The following is a 23,992-nucleotide window of genomic DNA, read 5'->3' as shown; positions in this document are numbered from 1 at the left end:
GTCCCGGGCCGGCGACGCTGCGCCGGCGGTACCAGCGGCACCGGAGGGCCCGCCCCACGCAGGGGTCGGCGACGGAGCGGAGGGTGCGGCGGCAGCCCAGGCGGCCTCGTCGGAGAGGTCGTACACCGGCGACGCAGCGGGCGGTTGCACGGCCGCTCCCGTGACGTCCGGAGAGGTCGGGTGGGACGCCGCCGCGGCAGCAGCGGCGGCGAGGCGCGCTGCTCGGCGGCCACCGCCCACCTCGTTGCCGGGCGCTCCGGGGTGCCAGCCGTGGACGGGGTCGTCCGCGGGGGTGATGTCGTACACGGAATCGGTCATCGGTGTGCTCCCGGGCCTACGCGACCACGCGCAGGATCTCGTCGACGCTCGTCATGCCGAGCTTGACCTTCTCCCACCCGTCCTGTCGGAGGGTGAGCATGCCCTGTTCCTGGGCGACGCGGCTGATCTCGGCACTCGAGGCACGGGCGACGGCGAGCCGCTCGATCTCCTCGGTCACGGTCATGACCTCGTGCAGGGCGATGCGGCCGCGGTAGCCGGTGTTCGAGCACACCGAGCAGCCGATCGGCGCCGAGAACTCCGGCACGGGCGCGTCCGGGCTCGGCAGGAACCCGAGGGCGTGCAGCTGCTCGGCCTCGTAGACCGCCGGCGCCTTGCAGCGGTCGCAGAGTCGGCGCGCGAGGCGCTGCGCGACCACCGAGTCGAGCGCGGACCCGACGAGGAACGGCTCGATGTCCATCTCGGTCAGACGGGTGACGGCGGAGGGGGCGTCGTTGGTGTGCAGCGTGGAGAGCACGAGGTGTCCGGTCAGCGACGCCTCGATGGCGATCTGGGCGGTCTCGTGGTCGCGGATCTCGCCGAGCAGGACGACGTCGGGGTCCGAGCGGAGGATCGAGCGCAGGGCCGACGCGAACGTCAGTCCCGCCTTCGGGTTGACCTGCACCTGGTTGATGCCGGCCATCCGGTACTCGACCGGGTCCTCGACGGTGATGACGTTGATCTCCGGCCGCGCCACGGCGTTGAGCGTCGTGTACAGCGTGGTCGACTTGCCGGACCCGGTCGGCCCGGTGACGAGGATCATCCCGTACGGCTTCGAGTAGGAGCGCTGGTACGCCTGGAAGTTCTGCTCCAGGAGGTTGAGGTCCTTGAGGGACATCGACGTGTTCGTGTTGTCGAGGATCCGCATGACGACCTTCTCGCCCCACACGGTCGGCAGCGTCGCCACGCGGAGGTCGATCTGGCGCCCGCCGTGCCGCACGGACATGCGGCCGTCCTGCGGCTTGCGGCGCTCGGCGATGTCGATGTCGCTCATGATCTTCAGGCGGCTGATGACGCCGTTCTGGATGTTCTTCGGCGCCGGGCTCATCTCGTGCAGCACGCCGTCGATGCGGTACCGGACCCGGACCTCGTGCTCGCCGGGCTCGATGTGGATGTCCGACGCGTGGTCCTGGATCGCCTGCGACACCAGGAGGTTCACGAACCGGACGATCGGGACGTCGTCGAGCGAGCCGTCCGTCAGGTCGGCCTGCTGCTGGGCCTGCTGCGATGCCTCTTCCTCGAGGGAGGACGTCAGGTCGTTGAGCTCGTCGTCGGCACGGAGGTAGCGGTCGAGCGCAGCGGCGAGGTCGCGCTCCTCGACCTGGAGCGGCTTGACGCTCCGGCCCGAGGCGGCGCGGGCGTCGTCGATCGCGAGGACGTTCGTCGGGTTCACCATCGCGAGGACGAGCACGTCGCCCTCGAAGCCGATGCCGAGCACGCCGTGGCGCCGACAGAGGGCAGCCGGGAGCATCGACACCGCCGTGCCGTCGACCGGGTAGTCGGTCAGCGGCACCGTGCGGGAGTTGTTCGACGCGGCACGGGCGGTGATGTACTGTGCCTCGCTCACGATGCCCTGGTCGACGAGCGCTCGGATGGACCGGTCGTCGACGTCTTCGTCGCCGGTCATCGCGTCGAGGTGCTCGATCGGCAGGGCTCCGTTGAGGATGAGGATCTCGGACAGCGTGGCCATGTGTCCCGAGCCTCCTTCGGTTCGCGCGCGGATCGGGTGTGGCGCCGTGCGGGGGACGACGCTCGACCACGCTACGGTCGCGCCCGCGGGGTGCCGCAGTCCCAGAAAGAGGGGGCGAAGGGGCTCCGGGTGCCCCCAGTGCGAGGGTGCCGGCCTCCCCCGGACCGCCGGTCGGCCCGCGTCAGAGGGACACGGACGCGGTGACGTGCGCGTCGCCCGCGACGAACCCGAGGCGCTCGTAGATCCGGCCTGCTCCGCTCGGGTTCTCGGCGTCGACGTCCAGCACCGCGGCCGAGAGTCCGTCGGACCGGATCGCGTCGAGGGCAGCCCCCAGCACGACCGGCGCGAGACCACGACCCCGCGCGGCTCGGACGACACCGACCCAGTGCACGTACCCGAAGCTGCGGCCCCGGGCCTCGAAGCCGGACCGCTCGACCTCGACGATCGCGAACGCGAGCACGGCTCCGGACCCGTCCACGACCACGCGGGACAGGTCGAGACGGCTCTTGGCCGAGGTGAGGAACCCGCGCCAGTCGGACGCCACCATCGGTTGTGAGCCCCAGTGGTCGCGGAAGGCGTCGTTCTTGGCCGCACGGAGCGGCTCGATGTCGTCGTCGGTCGCCGCGCGCACGACGAGCCCCTCGGGGAGCGCTGGGAGCGGCACCGCGGGGCCGTCGTCGAACACGAGCTGCATGTCGACCCACGTGCGCACCGGCTCGAAGCCGAACCGCGCCGCCAGCCGCAGGGTCCCAGAGCCCTCCGGTCCGCCCACGTCGAGCGTCGCGGGCAGGTCGACGTCGAGCTGCACCAGCCGCTGCCGAGCCCGACCGACCTGCCAGGCGAGGACCCTCCGGCCGATGCCGCGACCGCGGAGCGCAGGGTGGACCGCACCCTCGAGCACTGCCCGGGCCGCGGTGACCCGGGACGGGATGTCGATGACGATGCCGTACGCCTGCACATGCCCCTCAGCATCGATGCCCACGAGGGTGTCCAGAGCGATGTCGAGCCCCTCCGTGGACAACGTCCGCTCGATGTCCGCTGTGGAGGGACGGCTGCGCGGATCGTCCACCGCCGCCGCCGCGACCGCCACGGCGAGCACCTCCTCGACGTCGTCCGGGGTCGCCGGCCGGAAGGTCAGCCCCGCTGTCGGAGCCGGCGGCTCGAGGTGGGCCGGAGCGGTGATCCGTTCGCGCAGTGTCGCCATGTCCCCAGCCTGCCAGCACGGCAGGAAACCCTCGACGCGCGAGGCCCCGTCGGGACATGATGAGTCATGGACATCACGAGCGTGACCGTGGGGCTGCCCGTCACCGACATCGAGGCGTCCTGCCTCTGGTACGGAGCGGTCTTCGAGCGCACCGAGCCGGACCTCGAACCCGAGGACGGCGTCGCCGAGTACGAGGTCGGCGGCATCTGGATCCAGCTCTACGAGGACGAGCACGCCGAGGAGAACCCGGTCACAGTCCGCTTCGGCGTGGACGACGTCACCGCGCAGCACAGCCGCATCGGTGCCCTCGGCATCGACATCGGCCCCGTCGAATGCATCGACGGCGCCACGAACTGGTTCGACGTCCGCGACCCCGACGGCAACGTCCTCAGCCTGTACTCACTCGTCGACGAGAAGGGCCGCACCGCCTGACCGCCGCCAGTGCCAGCGGCCCCCGGTCAGCACCAGGACCAGCGACGTCACCGCCAGTCCCAGCGAGGCACCTCCGACCGCCAGGGCGGCGCGTCGCCGCCGCGGGCTCAACTGCTCTTCTGCGGATTCCACGCAACCAACATATCGGGTACCAGTGACGAGCCGGACGGGAGGCCCGTGGCGACCCCGCCCCGCGCCTCCAGGCCGATACGCGGTCGCGAACGCGACCCGCAACGGCGAAGGGCCCCGCATCCTGACGGATGCGGGGCCCTTCGTGGATCACTTCAGACTCAGTTGTACGTACCCGGCGTGAAGTCGTCCGACGAGAAGCTGTCGAAGTCGACGAAGCTCAGGTCGGCGTCCGAGAACGACGAGTCGTCCGCGAAGATGCGGTTGGGGTACCGCTCGGCCTTCGCTTCCTCGGTCGCGTTCACGTCCACGTCGCGGTACCGGCTGAGGCCCATCCCGGCGGGGATGAGCTTACCGATGATGACGTTCTCCTTGAGGCCGACGAGGTGGTCCTGCTTGCCCTCCATGGCCGCCTGCGTGAGGACGCGGGTGGTCTCCTGGAAGGACGCGGCGGACAGCCACGACTCGGTCGCGAGGGACGCCTTGGTGATGCCCATGACCTCCTGGCGAGCGGAAGCGGTCTTGCGACCCTCCTGCAGCGCCGCGCGGTTGAGCTCGTTGTACCGCGAACGGTCGACGAGCTCGCCCGGGAGCAGGTCGGTGTCGCCGTGGTCGACGACGGTGACCTTGCGGAGCATCTGGCGCACGATGACCTCGATGTGCTTGTCGTGGATCGGCACGCCCTGCGAGCCGTACACGTCCTGCACACCGTTGACGAGGTGCTTCTGGACCTCACGAACACCCTTGACCCGGAGGACCTCCTTCGGGTCCACGGTGCCGGCGATGAACTGCTCGCCGAGCTCGACGTGCTGGCCGTCCTCGATGAGGAGGGTCGCACGCTTGAGCACCGGGTAGATGAACGGCTCGTCGCCGTTGTCCGGCGTGAGGATGATCCGACGACCCTTGTCCGTGTCCTCGATCGTGACGCGGCCGGGGGCCTCGGCGATCGGGGACGCGCCCTTCGGGGTGCGGGCCTCGAAGAGCTCGGTCACGCGGGGCAGACCCTGCGTGATGTCGTCGGCCGAGGCCGAACCACCCGTGTGGAAGGTGCGCATCGTCAGCTGGGTACCGGGCTCACCGATGGACTGGGCGGCGATGATGCCGACCGCCTCACCGATGTCGACCAGGTTGCCCGTGGCGAGCGAACGGCCGTAGCACTTCGCACAGACACCGATGGCCGACTCGCAGGTCAGGACCGAGCGCACCTTGATGCTCTCGACACCGGCCGCGATGAGCTTGTCGATCAGGACGTCACCGACGTCCTCACCGGCCTCGGCGACGACCGTGCCCTGCGCGTCCACGGCCGGGGTGGCCAGGGTGCGCGAGTACACGGTGTTCTCGACGCGCGGGTCGCGGACCAGGGAGCCGTCGGCACCCTTCGTCGCGATCGGCAGCTCGAGGCCGCGGGTCGTGCCGCAGTCGTCCTCGCGGATGATGACGTCCTGGGAGACGTCCACGAGACGACGGGTCAGGTAGCCCGAGTCGGCGGTACGGAGAGCCGTGTCCGCCAGACCCTTGCGGGCACCGTGCGTGGCGATGAAGTACTCCGCCACGGTCAGGCCCTCGCGGTACGAGTTGATGATCGGGCGGGCGATGATCTCACCCTTCGGGTTGTTCACCAGACCACGCATACCGGCGATGTTGCGCACCTGCAGCCAGTTACCACGAGCACCCGACGAGACCATGCGGTTGATGGTGTTGTCGACCGGGAAGTTGTCGCGCATCTCCTGCGCGATCTCGTTCGTGGCCTCGGTCCAGATCTTGATCAGGTCGGCGCGGCGCTCCGCGTCGGTGATCAGACCCTTGTCGAACTCGCCCTGGACCTTGGCGGCCTGGACCTCGTAGCCCGCGATGATCTCCTTCTTGCGAGGAGGCGTCACGACGTCCGAGAGCGCCACGGTCACACCGGACCGGGTGCCCCAGTAGAAGCCGGCGTCCTTGATCCGGTCCAGCGCGGCGGCCGTCTCGGTCTTGGAGTAGCGCTCTGCGAGGTCGTTGACGATCGCGGAGAGCACGCCCTTGTCGGTGACCTTCTGGACGAACGGGTAGTTCGCCGGGAGGGTCTCGTTGAAGAGCGCACGGCCGAGGGTCGTCTCGAGCAGCACCGGCTCGCCCTGCACGTAGCCCTCCGGCGCCTCGCCCTCGGCGAAGTACACGTCGGACATGCGGATCTTGACGAGCGCGTTGAGGTGCAGCGTGCCCTGGTCCTTCGCGAGGATCGCCTCGGCGACGGAGGAGAACGCACGACCCTCGCCCACGGCGCCCTCGCGGACGGTCGTGAGGTGGTGCAGACCGATGATCATGTCCTGAGCGGGCAGGGTCACCGGGCGGCCGTCGGACGGCTTCAGGATGTTGTTCGAGGCGAGCATGAGGATGCGGGCCTCGGCCTGGGCCTCCACCGAGAGCGGCAGGTGCACGGCCATCTGGTCACCGTCGAAGTCCGCGTTGAACGCAGCACACACGAGCGGGTGGAGCTGGATGGCCTTGCCCTCGACGAGCTGCGGCTCGAACGCCTGGATGCCCAGACGGTGCAGCGTCGGCGCACGGTTCAGCAGGACGGGGCGCTCGCGGATGATCTCCTCGAGCACGTCCCACACCTGCGGACGCGAACGCTCGACCATGCGCTTGGCCGACTTGATGTTCTGCGCGTGCGACAGGTCGATGAGGCGCTTGATGACGAACGGCTTGAACAGCTCGAGCGCCATCTGCTTCGGCAGACCGCACTGGTGGAGCTTGAGCTGCGGGCCGACGATGATGACCGAACGGCCCGAGTAGTCGACGCGCTTGCCGAGCAGGTTCTGGCGGAAGCGACCCTGCTTGCCCTTGAGCATGTCGCTCAGGGACTTGAGGGCGCGGTTGCCGGTACCCGTGACCGGACGACCACGACGACCGTTGTCGAACAGCGCGTCGACCGCTTCCTGCAGCATGCGCTTCTCGTTGTTCACGATGATCTCGGGGGCACCGAGGTCGAGCAGGCGGCGGAGACGGTTGTTGCGGTTGATCACACGACGGTAGAGGTCGTTGAGGTCCGACGTGGCGAAGCGGCCACCGTCGAGCTGCACCATCGGGCGGAGCTCCGGCGGGATGACCGGGACGACGTCGAGCACCATCGCGGCCGGCGAGTTGCCGGTTGCGAGGAAGGAGGAGACCACGCGCAGACGCTTGATCGCGCGGATCTTCTTCTGGCCCTTGCCCTCGGCGATCTGCAGGCGCAGCGACTCGGCCTCGGCGGCCAGGTCGAAGGCCTCGAGACGGAGCTTGATCGCCTCGGCGCCCATGTAGGCGTCGAAGTAGATGCCGAAGCGGTCCTGGAGCTCGTGGAAGACGGCGTCCTCGGGCTTGAGGTCGCCCACCTTGAGGTTGCGGAAGTCCTCCCACACGCGCTCGAGGCGGGTGATGTCCTCGTCGAACGACTTGCGGACCTGGGACATCTCCTTCTCGGCGGTGTCCTTGGTGCGGCGCTTGACGTCGGCCTTGGCGCCCTCTTCCTCGAGCGCTGCGAGGTCGTCCTCGAGCTTCTTGAGGCGGTCGGCGATGATCGAGTCGCGCTGGCCCTCGAGGGTCTTGATCTCGAGACGCATCTCGTTCTCGAGACCCGGGAGGTCGGCGTGACGGCCCTCTTCATCGATGTCGATGATCATGTACGCCGCGAAGTAGATGACCTTCTCGAGGTCCTTCGGCGCCATGTCGAGGAGGTACCCGAGGCGCGACGGGACGCCCTTGAAGTACCAGATGTGCGTGACGGGCGCGGCGAGCTCGATGTGGCCCATGCGCTCACGGCGGACCGAGGACTTGGTGACCTCGACGCCGCAGCGCTCGCAGACGATGCCCTTGAAGCGGACACGCTTGTACTTGCCGCAGGCGCACTCCCAGTCACGGGACGGTCCGAAGATCTGCTCGCCGAACAGACCGTCCTTCTCGGGCTTGAGGGTGCGGTAGTTGATGGTCTCCGGCTTCTTGACCTCGCCGTACGACCACTGACGGATGTCATCCGCGGTCGCGAGACCGATCCGGATGGCGTCAAAGGAAGTTGCTTCGAGCAATGTTCTTCTCTCTTGCTGGTTCAGGCTTCGATGTACGGGCGGGATCAGATGTCGTCGACGGAGGACGACTCGAACCGCGAGGAGATGTTGATGCCGAGCTCTTCAGCGGCACGGAAGACCTCGTCGTCCGTGTCGCGGAGGCTGACCGCCTGACCGTCGGCCGAGAGGACCTCGACGTTCAGGCAGAGCGACTGCATCTCCTTCATGAGGACCTTGAACGACTCCGGGATGCCGGGCTCCTGGATGTTCTCGCCCTTGACGATCGCCTCGTAGACCTTCACGCGGCCGAGGATGTCGTCGGACTTGATCGTCAGGAGCTCCTGGAGGGCGTAGGCGGCGCCGTACGCCTCGAGCGCCCACACCTCCATCTCACCGAAGCGCTGTCCACCGAACTGCGCCTTACCACCCAGCGGCTGCTGCGTGATCATCGAGTACGGACCGGTCGAACGGGCGTGGATCTTGTCGTCGACCAGGTGGTGCAGCTTGAGGATGTACATGTAGCCGACCGAGACGGGCTCCGGGAACGGCTCGCCGGAGCGACCGTCGAAGAGCTGCGCCTTGCCGGAGGAACCGATCAGACGCTCGCCGTCGCGGTTCGGGAGGGTGCTGTCGAGGAGGCCCTCGATCTCACGCTCGTACGCACCGTCGAACACCGGGGTGGCGACCTTCGTGCCGGGCTCCGCGGTGCGGGCGGCCTCGGGGAGGGCCTCGGCCCACTCCTGGATGCCCTCGACGTTCCAGCCCTGCTTCGCGAGCCACCCGAGGTGGATCTCGAGGACCTGGCCGAAGTTCATGCGGCCGGGGACGCCGAGCGGGTTCAGCACGATGTCGACCGGGGTGCCGTCCGCGAGGAACGGCATGTCCTCGACCGGCAGGATCGTCGAGATGACGCCCTTGTTGCCGTGACGACCGGCGAGCTTGTCACCCGCGGTGATCTTGCGCTTCTGGGCGATGTAGACGACCACGCGCTGGTTGACGCCCGAGCCGAGCTCGTCGTCGCCGTCCTGCGCGTCGAACACCTTGACGCCGATGATCGTGCCCTCTTCACCGTGGGGCACCTTCAGCGAGGTGTCGCGCACCTCGCGCGACTTCTCGTTGAAGATCGCGCGGAGGAGGCGCTCCTCGGCGGAGAGCTCGGTCTCGCCCTTCGGCGTGACCTTGCCGACCAGGATGTCGCCGGGGCGGACCTCGGCGCCGATGCGGATGATGCCGCGCTCGTCGAGGTCGGCGAGGAGGTCCGGGCTGACGTTCGGGAGGTCGCGGGTGATCTCCTCCTTGCCGAGCTTCGTGTCGCGGGCGTCGACCTCGTACTCCTCGATGTGGATCGAGGAGAGCGTGTCGTCCTTCACGAGGTTCTGCGACAGGATCATCGCGTCCTCGTAGTTGTAGCCCTCCCACGGCATGAACGCGACGAGGAGGTTCTTGCCGAGCGCGAGCTCGCCGTTCTCCGTCGCGGGGCCGTCGGCGATGACCTCGCCCTGCTCCACGCGCTCGCCGGCGGAGACGATGACGCGGTGGTTGTAGCTCGTGCCCTGGTTCGAGCGGTCGAACTTGCGCAGGTAGTAGGTCTGCGTGCCGCCCTCGTCGAGCTGCAGGGTCACGGCGTCGGCCGAGACCTCGGAGACCACACCGGCCTTGTCGGCGGTGACGACGTCACCGGCGTCGATCGCGGTGTAGCCCTCCATGCCGGTGCCGACGAGCGGCGACTCGGAACGGAGCAGCGGGACGGCCTGACGCTGCATGTTCGCACCCATGAGGGCGCGGTTCGCGTCGTCGTGCTCGAGGAACGGGATGAGCGACGTCGCGACCGACACCATCTGGCGCGGGGAGACGTCCATGTAGTCGACCTCGTCCTTGCCGACGAGCTCGACCTCGCCGCCCTTCTTCCGGACGAGCACCTTGTCGTCCTGGAAGTGGAAGGAGTCGGTGAGCGGCGCGTTGGCCTGGGCGACGACGAAGTCGTCCTCTTCCGACGCGGTCAGGTAGTCGATCTGCGTCGTGACCTGGCCGTCGACGACGCGGCGGTACGGGGTCTCGATGAAGCCGAAGGAGTTGATCCGACCGAAGGACGCGAGCGAACCGATCAGACCGATGTTCGGGCCTTCCGGGGTCTCGATCGGGCACATGCGGCCGTAGTGCGACGGGTGGACGTCACGGACCTCGACGCCGGCACGCTCACGGGACAGACCACCCGGGCCGAGGGCCGAGAGGCGACGCTTGTGCGTCAGGCCCGCGAGCGGGTTGTTCTGGTCCATGAACTGCGACAGCTGGGACGTCCCGAAGAACTCCTTGATCGCGGCGACGACGGGGCGCACGTTGATCAGGGTCTGCGGCGTGATCGCCTCGATGTCCTGCGTGGTCATGCGCTCGCGGACGACGCGCTCCATGCGGGACAGACCGGTGCGGACCTGGTTCTGGATGAGCTCGCCGACGGCGCGGATGCGACGGTTGCCGAAGTGGTCGATGTCGTCCACGTCGAGGCGGAGCTGCACCGGCTCGCCGTCGCGGACACCGTCGATGGTGGTGCGCTCGGCGTGCAGCGAGACGAGGTACTTGATCGTCGCGACGATGTCCTTGACGGTCAGCACCGAGTCGCTGAGCGGCGCGTCGATGCCGAGCTTGCGGTTGAGCTTGTAACGGCCCACCTTCGCCAGGTCGTAGCGCTTCGGGTTGAAGTAGAAGTTGTCGAGGAGCGCACGCGCTGCCTCGGCCGCCACCTGCTCGCCCGGACGGAGCTTGCGGTAGATGTCCTTGAGCGCCTCTTCCTTGGTGAGGATGGCGTCCTTCTCGAGGGTCGACTCGATCGAGGCGAAGCCCTGGAACTCGTCGAGGATCTCCTCGCTCGTCAGGCCGAGGGCCTTGAGGAAGACCGTGACGGACTGCTTGCGCTTGCGGTCGATGCGCACGCCCACCTGGTCGCGCTTGTCGATCTCGAACTCGAGCCAGGCACCGCGCGACGGGATGACGCGGGCGGAGTAGATGTCCTTGTCGGAGGTCTTCTCCTGCGCGCGCTCGAAGTAGACGCCCGGCGAGCGGACGAGCTGCGAGACGACGACGCGCTCGGTGCCGTTGATGATGAACGTGCCGCGCTCGGTCATGAGCGGGAAGTCGCCCATGAACACGGTCTGCGTCTTGATCTCACCCGTCATGTGGTTCATGAACTCGGCGTTGACGTAGAGGGGCGCGGCGTAGGTCTTGCCACGTTCCTTGCACTCGTCGATCGAGTACTTCGGGTCCTCGAGCTCGGGCGACGTGAAGCCGAGCTGCATGGTCTCGCCGAGGTCCTCGATCGGGGAGATCTCCTCGAAGATCTCCTCGAGCCCGGAGTGCAGCGCGAGGTCGGTGCGACCCTGCTCCTGCCCCTCTGCGAGTCGGGCCTTCCACACGTCGTTGCCGACGAGCCAGTCGAAGCTCTCCGTCTGGAGGGCGAGCAGATCAGGAACCGTGAGGGTGTCCGTGATCTTGGCGAACGAGAGTCGCGAGTGGTTGCGACCGTTCTTGGGGTTGGTGGATGCGTTGGGCGCAGCAGCCAAGGGTGTGACCTCCGGTAGGCCCCGTCGGGCCGGTACTGACGAGCAGCACGTAGGTGGGTGGATTGACGCTTCAGCGCGACCTGGTGACCAACACACGGGGAACGGCGCGCATCCGTCGGATGCGACCTGTGCGATGATCGGAGTGAGCGGGACCCGCCGCCATATACGGGTCCGGCGTCACCAGGCGGGTTCGGTGTGAACCGACGGTCGACCGCAATATGACGACACGACGAGCCAGGGAGCGCGAACTGTCATCATAAGTCGGCTTGTCCCCCGATGTCCAGTCCTGGCTTGACCTTCTTCAACCGTGACGTGTATAAGCCCGTGGACCGGTCGGTCATTCCCCCGCGGTCAGGCCGCCAGGGCGCGGTACGTCGCCTCGGGGCGCGCCGTCCGGACGAACGTCACGCGCCCGCGGTCGTCGGTGATCTCCACGCCCAGCCCGGGCGTCAGGAGCAGTGCGCGCACGCCGTGCGAGCGACGCAGTCCGATGCCGCCGAACGTCGACGCGTCCGCTTCGACCAGGCGCACGTCGACGATCCGGGAGCGGTCGATCCGCCGTGCGGGCAGCGGCCGGAAGCGCAGGACCACGTGGTCGTCCGTCACGGTGACGCCGGTGCGGGCGAGCACGAGCAGGAAGCCGGTGACGACCGCCACGACACCCGGCACGAGGAGCGCTGCCTCGGGTGCGTCACCCGGCCAGGCCAGCACCGCGCTCGTCAGCGCGAGGCCGCCGAGCAGCAGGACCGCTCCGGTCACGCGCATCCACGCGGGTGCGACGTCGTGGTCGCCGTGGACCGGCCGGGAGGCACGGGTCGGCGCGAGCGGTCGGCTCGCGGTGGTCAGTCCCAGGGTCGGGACGCTCAGGGTGTCGGTCATGCGGGGCTCCTGCTGGCACGTGGGGGCGTGCTCGGCGCACGCGACGGGGCGGCCCGGCACGCTCCGCACGCCGGGCGGCGGCGCAGCGACGCGCCGGCGACGGGCGGGCACCGGTCGGTGGGGGTCGACCGGGCGGGCTCGTCGCGGTCACGGCGGAGGGTGGACGCGGGCGGTGTGGGGCCGCGGGCATCGACACGGTCCGGGTGACGACCGGGTGAACGGTACGTGACGTCCCTTGGCGCGGGCTGGGCGGGGTGCGGCGGCTGGCCCCGGGGGGGGGGGGGGGAAGAGAGCGCGGGCGCCGTGCGGTGGTGGGCCGGGCGCGGTCGGTCCGGTCGGGTCCGGACTCAGCGCAGGACGAGGGCGACGGCCTCCGCGCGGCTCCGGACCCCGAGCTTCGCGAACACCTGGTTCACGTAGGACTTCACGGTCGGGACCGTCAGGAACAGCTCGGCGGCGATCTCCGGGTTCGACCGACCCGCGGCGATCCGGTCGAGCACGTCCGCCTCGCGCGGGGTGAGGTCCGGGAAGCGCTCGCGGACGCCCGGCGACGAGGACGGGGACACCGACGGAGGCCCCGCGAGCTGTGCCACGAGCCGCGCCCCGACCGAGGCGTCGAACGTGGCCTGCCCGGATGCGACGGCGCGGATCGCGGTCGCGATCTCGGTCCGGCCGGCGTCCTTCGTGAGGTACCCGCGGGCACCGGCCCGGAGCGCGGTCACGATCGACTCGTCGTCCGCGAAGGTCGTGAGCACGAGCACGCCGACCTCCGGGTGCGCTGCGGCGATCCGTGCGGTGGCGGTGGGCCCGTCGACACCCGGCATCCGGAGGTCCATCAGGACGACGTCCGGACGGTCCCGATCGACCGCGGCCACGGCCTCGGCACCGTCGGCGGCCTCGCCCACGACCTCGAGGTCGGGCACGAGCGACAGCACCGTCACCAGGCCGTCACGGACGATCGCCTGGTCGTCGACGACGAGCACCCGGATGGTCACGACGACTCCCTCGCCCGGTCGGCGACGGGCAGGCGCATCGCCACGACGAAGGCGCCGTCACGGATCCCGGCGTCGACCGTCGACCCGTCGCACAGCTCCGCGAAGCGCTCCCGCATGCCGGTGATCCCGTGACCGTCGGAGCCGAGCGGGTTCGTCACCGTGACGGACACGGCGGAGCCGTCCCGGACCACCGACACGGCCACGGGGCGGCCGGGGGCGTGCCGGCGGGCGTTGGCGAGGGCCTCCCGGCAGACCCGCACCACGGCGGCGCGGTGCGCCGCGTCGAGGTCGGCGAGCACCTCGTCACCCTGCGCGTGCACGGTGCCGCCGAAGGACCGGTGGTCGTCCAGCAGCGTCCCCAGCCGGGAGGCACGGCTCGGCTCCTCGACGTCGTCCTCCGGCCCGGTGGCGGTGTCGTCACGAAGGGCGTGGACGGCCCGGCGGGCCTCCGCCAGTCCGTCGGCGGCGAGCGTCCGCGCCTCCCCCGCCCGGCGGGTCGCCTCGTCGACGCGGCCGGCCTCGAGGAGCGCCTCGACCGCGTCGAGCTGGAGCACGAGGCCGCCCAGGGAGTGTGCGAGCACGTCGTGGATGTCCCGTGCGGCTCGGGAGCGGTCGGCGAGGAGGGCGGCGCGCTGCTGCTCCGCGAGGGCCTCGCGGGAGCGTTGCTCGGCCACCCGGAACTGCCGGCGGCTGAAGCCGATGAGGACACCGAGCAGCAGCCCGGCGCTCGTGCCGAGGACGAACTGGACCGAGGCGTGCAGGACCGTCGCCGAGAGGGCGATGACGACGAGGGACACCACGGCCGCGACGGCACCGACCCAGACCGGCAGTGCGAGGGTGGCGCCGAGCAGGACGATGCCGACGATGACCGGCACGATCATGAGCGAGTCCGTCGGCACGACGATCGACGACCCCGCGAGGACCATCAGTGCGCCGGCGCCGAGGACCACCCTGGTCGACCGGCCGAACTCGCGGAGGACCCAGGCGGCGAGCGCTACGGCCCCGAGGACCCACACCCACGTGGGGTGGTGGAGGCCGATGCCGTTCCGGACGAACCAGAAGCCGACGACGACGACCCCGAGCGCGTTGAGCCCCCACGCGACGCCGGAGCGGGGCCGGCCGCTCCCGGCACCGCGGGGGAGGTCGGCCCGCTCGGGCTCGGCGGGCATGGTCACCGGACCATCATGCCGCTCGTGCGACGGGCGCTGCCGCCGGGGATGCGCTGGTCGACAACGACGGCGCGGGCCGCACGGTTCAGGGCGAGGACGAGGAGGATCGTGCCGGTCGAGGTGAGCAGGTGGGCGCCGAGGTGGCCGCCGAGGACGTCGAGGCCGATGCGCACGACGATGAGGACGACCCAGAGCACGGCACCCGTCCACCCGGTGCGGGACTGCAGCGTGCGGCCCTTGCTGTCCGGGGTCGACACGGTACGGAAACGGGTGATGCTGCCCATGGTCAGCCCGACGCCGATCGTGACGAGGGCCTCGATCGCGAGGAAGACCAGGTCGGTGGTGGTGATCGTCAGCCCTGAGTTCGCGAGGACCACGACCCCGACGACGCCCATCACGAGCGGGGTGCGCCAGATGCGGGTCGGGTCGAGGTACTGCCAGGTGGCCTGCCGGTAGGCGAGGAACCCGACGAGGGCGAGACCGAGGAGGACGTTGACGGCGAGCTGGGCGGACATCGGTGGACCTTTCCGTTCGGGAGTCCGACGGGCGTTCCCGTCGGGGGCCGGCGGGGTTCCCGTCGGGGTGTCCCCAGCCTCGTTCGCGGGCGTCGGCGGGCACACCAACCAGGGGTGGGGGTGCGGGTGGTGATCCGAGGTGGTGTTCCATTGGGGGCATGGCTGATGCGTTCGACGGGTTCCGGATCGGTGCTGGCTTCGCGGTGGTCGAGCCCGACAAGCACCGGCCGGGGTCCTACACGCTCGTGGTCGACGGGACGCCGCAGTCGCACGTCGACCTCGAGGACCCGACGCACCTCGCGTTCGAGTACATCCGGCGGATCGGGCACGCGATCGACCTGCTGCCCGACGGGCCGATCACGGCACTGCACCTCGGGGCGGGGGCACTCACGCTGCCGCGCTACGTCGCGGTGACCCGGCCGGGGTCGCGCCAGCAGGTGATCGAGCTGGAGCGTGACCTCGTGGACCAGGTGCGCTCGGTGCTGCCGTTCCCCCGCGGCGCTTCGATCCGGGTGCGGTACGGCGACGCGCGCGAGGTGCTGTCGAAGCTGCCCGCGGGGCTGCGGGGCTCGGTCGACCTCGTGGTCGTGGACGTGTTCGGCGGGTCGCAGATCCCGGCGCACGTGACGAGCGTCGAGTTCTACCGCGAGGTCGCGGCGTTCCTCTCGCCCACCGGGATCGTCGCGGTGAACGTGGCGGACGGCGCGGGGCTCGCGTTCGCACGGGGGCAGGCGTCGACGCTGCAGTCCGTGCTGCCGTCGGTGGCTGCGGTCGCGGACACCGGGATGCTCAAGGGCCGTCGGTTCGGGAACATCGTGCTGCTCGGCTCCCCGACCGACCTGCCCGTGGCGGACATGCCGCGCCGGTACTCCTCGGACCCGATGCCGGCGAAGGTCGTGCACGGGGCCGAGCTGCGGGCGTTCGTCGCCGGGGCGCCGATCGTGACCGACCAGACCGCGGTGGCGTCGCCGGAGCCGAACCGGAGCGTGTTCGGCGGCTGACGTGCCGGTCGGATTGCCGCTGCGGAACGACACGGCCGTCGTCGTACGACAGCGGCGCGGTCGTTGCTTGCGCGTGCAACGAACGACACCGCCGGGGAACGGCGTCGTCGTGGTCGTACGACAGCGGGGCGGTCGTCGCTTGCGCGTGCAACGACCGGTACGAGACCAGCCCCGTGGCGTTGTCGGGCGTTCGGCGGACCGGACGGGCAGGATGGGCTGAACGACCGTGCAGGGCACGACCGAGCGAAGGGACCGCACGCCATGACGAACGACGACCGGAGCAACGAGGACCGGCCGGCCGACGGCCAGGCGCCGAACTGGGGATCCGCGCCGGGTGCTTCCTCGGCGGACGCCCCGCGGTACGGCGAGCAGGGCGATGCGCCGCGGTACGGCGAGCGCGCCGAACCCGGCAACGCGCCGCGGTACGGCGAGCAGGGCGACGCGCCACGGTACGGCGAGCAGGGCGACGCGCCGCGGTACGGCGAGCAGACGGCCGCGCCGCAGTACGTCGGCGAGCAGCAGGGGCAGTACGGCCAGTCGCAGTACGGGCAGGGTCAGCACGACGATCGGTCGACCGCACCGGCCTGGAGCCAGGACCACCACCAGCAGCCCTACGCTGCCGCCGCCGCGACGAACCACGGCGGACCGTCGTGGCAGCAGTACGACGAGCCGAAGCCCAAGAAGAAGACCGTGGGCGTGGTCGCGTTCGTCCTCGGCCTCGTCTCGCTCATCGTGGGCGTGATCGGCGGGTACCTGATCGGCGCGGCGCTCGCGGGCAGTGACGCGATCAAGGACCTCGTGCCGACCGACGGGTCGACCCCGGACCAGTCGCAGCTGCAGCAGCAACTCCTGAGCGACCCCAGCGTGACCGGTCAGTTCGCCGTCGGCGGGATCGTGATCGGCATCGCGGCGATCCTCGGTCTCTGGGCACTCGTGCAGGGCATCATCGCGATCGTCACGAAGCGCGGTCGCGGGTGGGGTGTCTTCGCGGTGATCCTCGCGATCGTCGCCACGATCGCGACCTTCGGCACCTACATCGGCGTCGCCGCTGCGGCCGCGGTCGGCGGGAACTGACCGGGCAGGTCACCCGAACGACGGCCCGTCGTGCTCCGGCACGGCGGGCCGTTCCGCGTCCGGGTGCCCCCCGTTCGCGTGGCACCGCTCGCTCTCGGCGGAGCGCGGTTACCCTCGAACCGATGTCCCTCCCGCCCGAGAACCCGCAGCCGCACGACCGGACCGACCGCGCCCGTGACGGCCGCCACGCGGCGCCCGTCACCGCCGGGGTGAGCCCGGGTTCAACCTTCGCGCCGATCAGCCTGCGCCCCGCGGTCGACGCCGAGGCCGTGCAGCAGCGCCTCCGTGACCTCGGGCAGAGCCGCAGCACCGAGGCCCTCGCGGAGCGCGCCGAACTCCTCCGGCTGCTCGGCCGGCTGGACGAGTCGCTCGTCGTCTCGGAAGAGGTATTCCGTCTGACGATGTTCACCGGGGAGCGGCAGGACAAGGTCGCCGCCCGCATCCGTCGCGCGCACGTGCTGCACGACCTCGGTCGCCACGAGCGTGCCGCCACCGAGGCCGCCCTCGCCCGCGACACCGCCCGCACCGAGGAGTGGCCGGAACTCGAGGGCGCGGCCGCCGAGCTCGAGGGCTGGTCGCTGTTCGAGAGCGGCCGCTTCGAGGAGGCCCGCTCGGCCCTGTCCCGCGCGTACCAGGCCTTCCGCCAGGCCGGGGCGCCGTCGGAGCGCACCGACGCCCTGCGAACCGCGGTCGAGGCCGCGATGCGCGCCGCCATCTCGACCACCGACGACCCGCCGGAGAAGCCGCGCACTGCCCGTGACGTCGCCGCCCGCCGGGCGGAGGACGACGTCGAGGCGGCGCCACGGGCCTCCCGGCCGGAACCGCAGGTCGCGGACCAGGAGCCGCCGGTCCGACGCCGCGTGCTCGGCGCTCCGGACGCGGCGCGCACCGAGGCCGACGACATCTGGGGACGCATCGCGGCCCGTGCCGCACGCAAGGGTCAGGCGGACCCGCGTCCCGAGCGATGACGTTCCGGCTCGACGCCGTCCGCGACCGCGCCGCCGAGCTGATGGCGGCACACCTCGACCCGACCTGGACGTTCGCCTTCGACCACGCGAAGACGCGTGCCGGACAGTGCGACTTCACGAAGCGTCGCATCACGGTGAGTCGCCACCTGGCGGCACGGTTCTCGGACGAGGACGCCGACCAGGTCCTGCTGCACGAGATCGCGCACGCGCTCGCCGGTGCACGAGCCGCCCACGGACCGGTGTGGCGGCGGACGGCCGCGGGGATCGGGTACTCGGGCTCCCGGCTCTACGACGGACCCGTCGCGACCGAGCTCGCGCCGTGGGTGGGGACGTGTCCGGCCGGGCACGAGCACGTCCGCTACCGCACGCCGACCCGGCCCCTGGCGTGCGCGAAGTGCTCGCGGCGGTTCGATGCCCGCAACGTCATCTCCTGGCAGCGGCGGGCGACGGCTCCCGCTGGTGCGGAGGCGGTAACCCGTTAGCCTGGGCGGATGCACACGGGGCAGCACATCCGCACGGACGCCGGATCGTCCTGGTTCTTCGACGCCGGACGGATCGCCCTCGACTTCGCGCACACCGGGGGCTTCGCGGACGACCCGGACGGACGCCGTCCCCGGTCGCAGCTCGGTGAGCTCCTCGCGACGCCGGCCGACCTCGACGAGTGGCTGGGCGACCACACCGAACCGATCGACGTCGGTGCGACGGCGCGCGAGCTGCAGGACGCCCGAGCACTGCGGGCCGCGATCGCCCGGCTCGCTGTGGCCGCTGCCCCGGCTCCCGCGTCGACGGCTGCCGAGCGGACCGCGGTGGCCGCGGGGCTGCGTGCGGGGACCGGTCGGACGCGCCCGGCGCCCGACGACATCGACACGGTGAACCTGTTCGCGGCACTGCCGGACGTGCCGCCGAGCCTCCCGGGTGGTCGCCGTCGTGCCGGGGCGAACCGGGTGCGGCTGGCGCAGGCGCTGTCGAGCGTCGCGCGGGACGCCGTCGCGCTCTTCACCGAGGTCGGGTTCGACGACGCCGAGGCCGACGGACGGCCGACGAGGCTGAGCCGGTGCTCGGCCGAGGACTGCGGCCTGGTGTTCTACGACTCGTCCCGTGGCGGCACCCGGCGGTGGTGCTCGATGCAGCGGTGCGGCAACCGGGCGAAGGTCCGGGCGCACCGGGCGCGGCGCGCGGCGGGCTGACCGACCCCTGTCGTCGTCCACGGGCCCGGTCCCAGGACTGCTCCGTGGTGCGCGAGCCCTGAGCGGCGTCCCGCGCCGACCTGCCCACCGGGCGCGAGCCGCGCCTCCAGGCGGTCGTCTCACCGCGCGGTGACGCGGACCTCCACGCGATCCGTACATCCGCCGAAAACGAGGATTCGGTGTACCGAATCCTCTGGCACACTGATCGGCATGACCGACACCGCGACCCGCCCCGCCGAGGCGACCACCCCACGGAAGCGCGCCGCCGGTCTGACGCTCCTCGGTCCGGCGTTCGTCGCCGCCATCGCCTACGTCGACCCCGGCAACGTCGCCGCGAACCTCACCGCGGGGGCGAAGTACGGCTACCTGCTGCTCTGGGTCCTCGTCGCCGCCAACGCGAGTGCCGTGGTGGTGCAGTACCTCTCGGCGAAGCTCGGGGTCGTCACGGGCAAGTCCCTCCCGGAGCACCTCGGACTCCGGATGCGGCGCACACCCCGACTGCTGTTCTGGGCGCAGGCCGAGGTCGTCGCGGCCGCCACCGACATCGCCGAGGTCATCGGCGGGGCACTCGCCTTGCACCTGCTCTTCGGACTGCCGCTCGTCGCGGGCGGCGTCATCACCGGCGTGGTGTCGATGGCGATCCTGCTGCTGCAGAACCGACGGGGCACCCGGGCCTTCGAGGCGGTCGTCACCGCGATGCTCGCGATCCTGACGGTCGGGTTCTGCGCGGGACTGCTGTTCGCCCAGGTGTCACCGGGTGAGCTCGTCGCCGGGTTGGTGCCGCGCTTCGAGGGGTCCGGCTCGGTGCTGCTCGCGGCGTCGATGCTCGGTGCGACGGTGATGCCGCACGCGGTGTACCTGCACTCAGCACTCGCGCGGGACCGGCACGGCGACGTCCCCGCGGGACCGGAGCGCCGACGGGTCCTCGTCGCGACGCGGTGGGACGTGGCCCTCGCGCTCGTGGTCGCCGGCGGCGTGAACATCTGCATGCTCGTGCTCGCCGCGGCGACGCTGCCGGGGGTCGAGGGGACCGACACGATCCCGGGAGCGCAGGCCGCGATCGAGGCGAACGTCGGACCGGTGGTCGGCGTGCTGTTCGCGGTGGGGCTGCTCGCGTCCGGACTGGCGTCGACCTCGGTGGGCTGCATGGCCGGCGCCGAGATCATGAGGGGGCTGCTGCACGTGCGGATCCCCGTGGTCGTGCGGCGGCTCGTGACCCTCGTGCCGGCGATCGTGCTGCTCGCGGTGAACGCGGACGCGACGATGCTGCTCGTGGTCAGCCAGGTGGTGCTGAGCTTCGGGATCGCGTTCGCGATCGTGCCACTGGTGGTCTACACCTCGCGGCGGAGCGTGATGGGCGACGACGTCAACGCGATGACCACCCGCGTGGTCGCGGGGGTCATCGCGCTGGTGATCGTGGCGCTCAACGTCACGCTGGTCTGGCTGACGCTGGCGGGTTGACGCGCGGGGCTCGGCCCCGCACCGTGCGAGGCCCTGCCCCGCACGGTGCGAGGACCGGGCCACGCCCCGCACGGTGCGAGGGCCGGGCCACGCCTCGCACGGTGCGAGGCCCTGCCCCGCACGGTGCGAGGGCCGGGCCACCGGGTGCGAGCTTCCGCACACGGTGCGGGGGCCGGATGCTCTCACGCCGTGCGCTTCCTCGCACCGAGCGCTGCGCGGCACGTGCGCCGAGCACCGCGCACCGCGCACCGCGCGGCGCTACTCGACGACCTTGACGTCCTTCCAGAACGCGACGTAGCCCGAGTAGTCCTTGCCCACCCGGTCGAACGAGGACGGGATCGGCGTCGGGTACGACCAGGCGCGGTCCTGCAGCTGCTGCCCGTCGACGTGCACGGTGTAGTACTGCGTGTCGCCCTTCCACGGGCAGTGGTACTGGGTCGGGCTCTCGGTGAGGAGCTCGGTCTTCACGCTCGACGGCGGGAAGTACCAGTTGCCCTCGATCTGGATGAGGTCGTCCTTGTCGCTCTCCGCGATCACGGTGTCGCCGACGACTGCCTTCATGACGTGCTCCTTCTCGGGTCCGTTGACCCTCCGGACGCTACGCCCGCAGGGTGACGAGTTCCCCACCGCGGGCCAGCGCCGTCTGCACGTCGGCCCGGTCGAGCTCTCGCGCCCCCTCGGACGCCGAGACGAGGTGCTTCGTGGCGCGCCGGAGGCCCGTGTACGCCGCGCACGCGGCAGCGGCCTCGGGTGACGTGTGGTCGATCCCGACCGCGGCGAGCGCGTCGAGCACGGCACCGGCGGCGAGGAGGTCCTCGACCGCGAAGTCCGGCGATCCGGGGACGTCCCACGCCTCGCCGGCGGCGTCCGCCGCGTCCGAGCGGGCAGCGTGGTCGGCTCCGGCGGCGACGATCGCGACGACGCACCGGTCACCGCGTTCGGCCTGGAGGCGCGTCACGCGTTCCGCGACCGCGCTCGCGTTGCCGAGGTGGCCGAGCACGACCTCCGGGCCGTCCGGCAGGGCCGCGACGGTGCGGCGGAGCGCGTCGTCGTGGTCCCGCGGGGCGGGGAGGACGTCGACCCACACGAGCAGGTGGGTGTCGTGCGCGATCCGTCCGGCGCCGGCGACGCCCCACGCGAAGCGGACCTGGTACTGCTGCTGCGTGCGTGCTGCCACGAGCACAGGGTAGTCGTCCACAGGGGCCTGTCCGTCTCCACAGGTCGGTCCAGCTCGGAGGTCCGGTGACGGTCGGTGACCGTAGGATCCCGTGTCATGGAGATCGCCCCCGTTCCCACCCTGACCGGCGACCGCGTGACGCTCGAACCCCTCGGGGCGGAGCACGCGGACGACCTGCGGGCGGCGGTCACGGACGGCGATCTGTGGCGGACCTGGTACACCTCGATCCCGGCGCCGGCGCAGGTCGACGCCGAGATCGAACGGCGGCTCGCCGAGCACGAGGCCGGTCGGATGGTGCCCTTCGCGGTACGCGACCGTCCGACGGGCCGTGTGGTGGGTTCGACCACGTTCATGAACGTCGACCAGGCGAACCGCCGCGTCGAGGTCGGGTCGACGTTCCTCGCCCGCTCGGCGCAGCGCACCGGCATCAACACCGAGGCGAAGCTCCTGCAGCTCTCGCACGCGTTCGAGTCGTGGCAGTGCATCGCGGTCGAGTTCCGCACGCACTTCCACAACATGCAGTCCCGTGCGGCGATCGCCGCGCTCGGTGCGAAGCAGGACGGCGTGCTCCGGAACCACCAGATCGGACGCGACGGCACGCTCCGCGACACCGTCGTCTTCTCGATCACCGCGTCCGAGTGGCCGACCGTCCGGATGTCCCTGGCCGAGCGACTCCGCCGGCACGACCGGGCCGAGGGTTCGCGCCGCCGGTCGGCCCGGCACGCCTGAGCACAGCGGCCCGCACGCACGCCTGAGCACAGCGGTCCGTCCGGCAGCGCTCCCGTCACAGTCCGTCCGCGTAGCGTCGAGCGCATGCACGTGGGTCTCCGCACCGTCCTCGACGCCCCGGTGGACACGGTCCGCGACGCGCTCCTGTCACCGTCGGTGATGGTCGCCGTCACGAAGCCGTTCCTCCGGTACCGGTCACGCTCGCCCGAAGGCTTCCCGGCCCGCTGGACGCCCGGCGAGCCGCACCCGATCGCCGCTGACGCCTTCGGGCTGTTCCCGAGCGGCGACACCCACGTGGACATCGACCGGTACGAGGTCGAGGGCGTCCCCGTGCAGCGCGACAACGGCGGTGGGGTGTCGGGGCTGTTCGGCCGCATGACGATGGCGCACCGGATGGCCACGGTCGACCTCGGCGACGGCACGACCCTGCTGCTCGACCGGCTGACCTACCGGATGCGTCCGCCGCTCCTCGGGGTCCTGCTCTGGCCGGGCATGTGGGTCATCTGGCAGTGGCGTGGTCTGCGGATGCGGCAACTCGCCCCGACCTGGCGGCGACAGGGGTGACACCCACGGACCCGCGGTGCGGTGTTCGCACCCGCGAGCGCCCCGGGCGTAGCCTGGTCGGGTGAGCGACCTGCGAGCAGGAACCGAGCCCTGGACCGACGACGCGACCACCGACGGCACGGTGGCGAGCACGCTCGCGACCGTCGACTGGCGGCGGATGACGTTCGACCTGTACCGCCGGGTGCGGGCGACCCCCGACCCGGAGACCGCGCACGCGTTCTGGCGGGAGACCCGCGACGCGATGTTCGCGGACCACCCGGCGTCGCCGCTGCTGCCCGAGGACGCGGCCGACTTCGAGTCGCTGCCCGTCCCGACGTACGACCCGGACTGGCGGTTCCGTGCCCGGATCGAGCCCGCGGAGCCGCAGGCGATGGACGTGGAGACCGGTACGGACGGCATCGTGCACTTCGACCGGCTCGGCGTCGTGCAGCTGCCGGGGATCGGGACGCTCGACGTGTGGTCGCACGGCGGCTACGCGGGCGGGGTCTTCGTGCCGGTGAAGGACGCCAGTGCCGGCAAGGCCCGCGGCACCTACGGCGGCGGCCGCTACCTGCTCGACACGATCAAGGGCGCGGACCTGGGCGGCGAGGACGACGAGCTCGTGCTCGACTTCAACTTCGCGTACAACCCCTCGTGCGCGTACGACCCCGCGTGGGCGTGCCCGCTCGCGCCGCCGGGCAACACGGTCCCCGTCCCCATCCCCGTCGGCGAGCAGTACGACTTCTAGCGAGGTGCAGATGAACGGTCTGGTGGCACTCGACCGCGGCGGCAGCGTCCCGCCGTTCGAGCAGGTCCGCGCGCAGATCGCGGCGCAGATCCAGGCGGGGTACCTCGTGGACGGCGAGCGACTCCCGAGCGTCCGCGGGCTCGCGGACGAGCTCGGACTGGCCGCCGGCACGGTCGCGAAGGCCTACCAGCTGCTCGAGG

General features: G+C 71.1%; 21 protein-coding genes and 1 pseudogene. 11 read left to right on the top strand and 11 right to left on the bottom strand.

What is annotated here, in order from left to right:
- The 3 genes and pseudogenes from ACSW7Y_RS06490 to ACSW7Y_RS06480 all read right to left on the bottom strand — a co-directional run.
- Positions 1-318 (bottom strand): annotated as a pseudogene (locus ACSW7Y_RS06490) (hypothetical protein); the annotation flags it as partial.
- A gap of 16 nt (positions 319-334) precedes the next feature.
- Positions 335-2,005: a GspE/PulE family protein gene (locus tag ACSW7Y_RS06485; RefSeq protein ID WP_438125499.1), complete on the bottom strand. Its 1,671-nt coding sequence runs from the start codon at positions 2,003-2,005 to the stop codon at positions 335-337.
- Between the two features lie 181 nt (positions 2,006-2,186).
- Positions 2,187-3,209 (bottom strand): GNAT family N-acetyltransferase, encoded by a 1,023-nt coding sequence (locus ACSW7Y_RS06480; RefSeq protein ID WP_438125498.1) that lies wholly within the window; start codon positions 3,207-3,209, stop codon positions 2,187-2,189.
- A gap of 66 nt (positions 3,210-3,275) precedes the next feature.
- Here ACSW7Y_RS06480 and ACSW7Y_RS06475 point away from each other — a divergent pair, with 66 nt between their 5' ends.
- Positions 3,276-3,641, top strand: coding sequence for a VOC family protein (locus ACSW7Y_RS06475; RefSeq protein ID WP_022904460.1), 366 nt, complete (start codon positions 3,276-3,278; stop codon positions 3,639-3,641).
- A 290-nt stretch (positions 3,642-3,931) separates the two neighbouring features.
- Here the strand turns inward: ACSW7Y_RS06475 and rpoC are convergent, their stop codons facing one another.
- The 6 genes from rpoC to ACSW7Y_RS06445 form a co-directional block, all read right to left on the bottom strand.
- Positions 3,932-7,813 (bottom strand): DNA-directed RNA polymerase subunit beta', encoded by a 3,882-nt coding sequence (gene rpoC, locus ACSW7Y_RS06470; protein WP_438125497.1) that lies wholly within the window; start codon positions 7,811-7,813, stop codon positions 3,932-3,934.
- 44 nt (positions 7,814-7,857) lie between these two features.
- Positions 7,858-11,346: a DNA-directed RNA polymerase subunit beta gene (rpoB, locus tag ACSW7Y_RS06465; protein WP_438125496.1), complete on the bottom strand. Its 3,489-nt coding sequence runs from the start codon at positions 11,344-11,346 to the stop codon at positions 7,858-7,860.
- Positions 11,347-11,697: 351 nt separating this feature from the next.
- Entirely contained in the window at positions 11,698-12,225 is a 528-nt protein-coding gene (locus ACSW7Y_RS06460) for a hypothetical protein (protein ID WP_438125495.1), read from the bottom strand.
- 347 nt (positions 12,226-12,572) lie between these two features.
- On the bottom strand, positions 12,573-13,220 hold the full coding sequence (locus tag ACSW7Y_RS06455) for a response regulator transcription factor (protein WP_438125494.1): 648 nt from the start codon (positions 13,218-13,220) through the stop codon (positions 12,573-12,575).
- Positions 13,217-14,389 carry a sensor histidine kinase gene (locus ACSW7Y_RS06450; protein WP_438125501.1) on the bottom strand — a complete coding sequence of 391 codons (1,173 nt, stop codon included), beginning with the start codon at positions 14,387-14,389 and terminating at the stop codon, positions 13,217-13,219. Before ACSW7Y_RS06450 ends, ACSW7Y_RS06455 begins: the two co-directional genes overlap by 4 nt.
- Positions 14,390-14,391: 2 nt before the next feature.
- Entirely contained in the window at positions 14,392-14,904 is a 513-nt protein-coding gene (locus ACSW7Y_RS06445) for a hypothetical protein (RefSeq protein WP_438125493.1), read from the bottom strand.
- A 158-nt stretch (positions 14,905-15,062) separates the two neighbouring features.
- Here ACSW7Y_RS06445 and ACSW7Y_RS06440 point away from each other — a divergent pair, with 158 nt between their 5' ends.
- The 6 genes from ACSW7Y_RS06440 to ACSW7Y_RS06415 all read left to right on the top strand — a co-directional run bounded on the left by ACSW7Y_RS06440 (position 15,063) and on the right by ACSW7Y_RS06415 (position 20,595).
- Entirely contained in the window at positions 15,063-15,905 is an 843-nt protein-coding gene (locus tag ACSW7Y_RS06440) for a spermidine synthase (protein WP_438125492.1), read from the top strand.
- Between the two features lie 261 nt (positions 15,906-16,166).
- Positions 16,167-16,979: a DUF4064 domain-containing protein gene (locus ACSW7Y_RS06435; RefSeq protein ID WP_438125491.1), complete on the top strand. Its 813-nt coding sequence runs from the start codon at positions 16,167-16,169 to the stop codon at positions 16,977-16,979.
- Between the two features lie 122 nt (positions 16,980-17,101).
- On the top strand, positions 17,102-17,947 hold the full coding sequence (locus ACSW7Y_RS06430) for a hypothetical protein (RefSeq protein ID WP_438125490.1): 846 nt from the start codon (positions 17,102-17,104) through the stop codon (positions 17,945-17,947).
- Positions 17,944-18,429 carry a SprT-like domain-containing protein gene (locus ACSW7Y_RS06425; protein ID WP_438125489.1) on the top strand — a complete coding sequence of 162 codons (486 nt, stop codon included), beginning with the start codon at positions 17,944-17,946 and terminating at the stop codon, positions 18,427-18,429. The genes ACSW7Y_RS06430 and ACSW7Y_RS06425 overlap by 4 nt, the downstream gene beginning before the upstream one ends.
- 9 nt (positions 18,430-18,438) lie before the next feature.
- The gene (locus ACSW7Y_RS06420; protein ID WP_412879031.1) at positions 18,439-19,134 is read left to right on the top strand and encodes a CGNR zinc finger domain-containing protein; all 696 of its coding nucleotides are present in this window, start codon (positions 18,439-18,441) and stop codon (positions 19,132-19,134) included.
- Positions 19,135-19,344: 210 nt separating this feature from the next.
- Positions 19,345-20,595: an Nramp family divalent metal transporter gene (locus tag ACSW7Y_RS06415; protein ID WP_438125488.1), complete on the top strand. Its 1,251-nt coding sequence runs from the start codon at positions 19,345-19,347 to the stop codon at positions 20,593-20,595.
- 258 nt (positions 20,596-20,853) lie between these two features.
- On the opposite strand, the gene ACSW7Y_RS06410 is transcribed toward ACSW7Y_RS06415, so the two are convergent.
- Both ACSW7Y_RS06410 and ACSW7Y_RS06405 read right to left on the bottom strand, forming a co-directional pair.
- Positions 20,854-21,156, bottom strand: a complete 303-nt coding sequence (locus ACSW7Y_RS06410) for a DUF427 domain-containing protein (protein WP_438125487.1) — start codon at positions 21,154-21,156, stop codon at positions 20,854-20,856.
- Between the two features lie 37 nt (positions 21,157-21,193).
- Entirely contained in the window at positions 21,194-21,772 is a 579-nt protein-coding gene (locus ACSW7Y_RS06405) for a 2-phosphosulfolactate phosphatase (RefSeq protein WP_438125486.1), read from the bottom strand.
- A gap of 96 nt (positions 21,773-21,868) precedes the next feature.
- Between ACSW7Y_RS06405 and ACSW7Y_RS06400 the strand changes: the two genes are divergently transcribed.
- The 4 genes from ACSW7Y_RS06400 to ACSW7Y_RS06385 all read left to right on the top strand — a co-directional run.
- Positions 21,869-22,501, top strand: a complete 633-nt coding sequence (locus tag ACSW7Y_RS06400) for a GNAT family N-acetyltransferase (RefSeq protein WP_290133525.1) — start codon at positions 21,869-21,871, stop codon at positions 22,499-22,501.
- A gap of 84 nt (positions 22,502-22,585) precedes the next feature.
- Positions 22,586-23,065: a hypothetical protein gene (locus ACSW7Y_RS06395; RefSeq protein WP_438125485.1), complete on the top strand. Its 480-nt coding sequence runs from the start codon at positions 22,586-22,588 to the stop codon at positions 23,063-23,065.
- Between the two features lie 157 nt (positions 23,066-23,222).
- Positions 23,223-23,792, top strand: coding sequence for a DUF1684 domain-containing protein (locus tag ACSW7Y_RS06390; RefSeq protein ID WP_438125500.1), 570 nt, complete (start codon positions 23,223-23,225; stop codon positions 23,790-23,792).
- Between the two features lie 10 nt (positions 23,793-23,802).
- A partial coding sequence (locus tag ACSW7Y_RS06385) for a GntR family transcriptional regulator (RefSeq protein ID WP_438125484.1) occupies positions 23,803-23,992 on the top strand: 190 nt, incomplete at its 3' end.

Origin of the sequence: Curtobacterium flaccumfaciens (assembly GCF_051548005.1) — a bacterium.
Classification (GTDB): domain Bacteria; phylum Actinomycetota; class Actinomycetes; order Actinomycetales; family Microbacteriaceae; genus Curtobacterium.
This window is presented reverse-complemented; position numbering and strand designations above follow the sequence as displayed.

What these genes read in the sequence shown, in the direction of transcription:
- ACSW7Y_RS06445 (WP_438125493.1), bottom strand. Translation starts at nt 14,904, where the DNA reads ATGTCCGCCCAGCTCGCCGTCAACGTCCTCCTCGGTCTCGCCCTCGTC.
- ACSW7Y_RS06485 (WP_438125499.1), bottom strand. Translation starts at nt 2,005, where the DNA reads ATGGCCACGCTGTCCGAGATCCTCATCCTCAACGGAGCCCTGCCGATC.
- ACSW7Y_RS06460 (WP_438125495.1), bottom strand. Translation starts at nt 12,225, where the DNA reads ATGACCGACACCCTGAGCGTCCCGACCCTGGGACTGACCACCGCGAGC.
- ACSW7Y_RS06475 (WP_022904460.1), top strand. Translation starts at nt 3,276, where the DNA reads ATGGACATCACGAGCGTGACCGTGGGGCTGCCCGTCACCGACATCGAG.
- ACSW7Y_RS06390 (WP_438125500.1), top strand. Translation starts at nt 23,223, where the DNA reads ATGACGTTCGACCTGTACCGCCGGGTGCGGGCGACCCCCGACCCGGAG.
- ACSW7Y_RS06420 (WP_412879031.1), top strand. Translation starts at nt 18,439, where the DNA reads ATGCACACGGGGCAGCACATCCGCACGGACGCCGGATCGTCCTGGTTC.
- ACSW7Y_RS06430 (WP_438125490.1), top strand. Translation starts at nt 17,102, where the DNA reads ATGTCCCTCCCGCCCGAGAACCCGCAGCCGCACGACCGGACCGACCGC.
- ACSW7Y_RS06415 (WP_438125488.1), top strand. Translation starts at nt 19,345, where the DNA reads ATGACCGACACCGCGACCCGCCCCGCCGAGGCGACCACCCCACGGAAG.
- ACSW7Y_RS06410 (WP_438125487.1), bottom strand. Translation starts at nt 21,156, where the DNA reads ATGAAGGCAGTCGTCGGCGACACCGTGATCGCGGAGAGCGACAAGGAC.
- ACSW7Y_RS06440 (WP_438125492.1), top strand. Translation starts at nt 15,063, where the DNA reads ATGGCTGATGCGTTCGACGGGTTCCGGATCGGTGCTGGCTTCGCGGTG.
- ACSW7Y_RS06395 (WP_438125485.1), top strand. Translation starts at nt 22,586, where the DNA reads ATGCACGTGGGTCTCCGCACCGTCCTCGACGCCCCGGTGGACACGGTC.
- ACSW7Y_RS06425 (WP_438125489.1), top strand. Translation starts at nt 17,944, where the DNA reads ATGACGTTCCGGCTCGACGCCGTCCGCGACCGCGCCGCCGAGCTGATG.
- ACSW7Y_RS06480 (WP_438125498.1), bottom strand. Translation starts at nt 3,209, where the DNA reads ATGGCGACACTGCGCGAACGGATCACCGCTCCGGCCCACCTCGAGCCG.
- ACSW7Y_RS06450 (WP_438125501.1), bottom strand. Translation starts at nt 14,389, where the DNA reads ATGCCCGCCGAGCCCGAGCGGGCCGACCTCCCCCGCGGTGCCGGGAGC.
- ACSW7Y_RS06435 (WP_438125491.1), top strand. Translation starts at nt 16,167, where the DNA reads ATGACGAACGACGACCGGAGCAACGAGGACCGGCCGGCCGACGGCCAG.
- ACSW7Y_RS06400 (WP_290133525.1), top strand. Translation starts at nt 21,869, where the DNA reads ATGGAGATCGCCCCCGTTCCCACCCTGACCGGCGACCGCGTGACGCTC.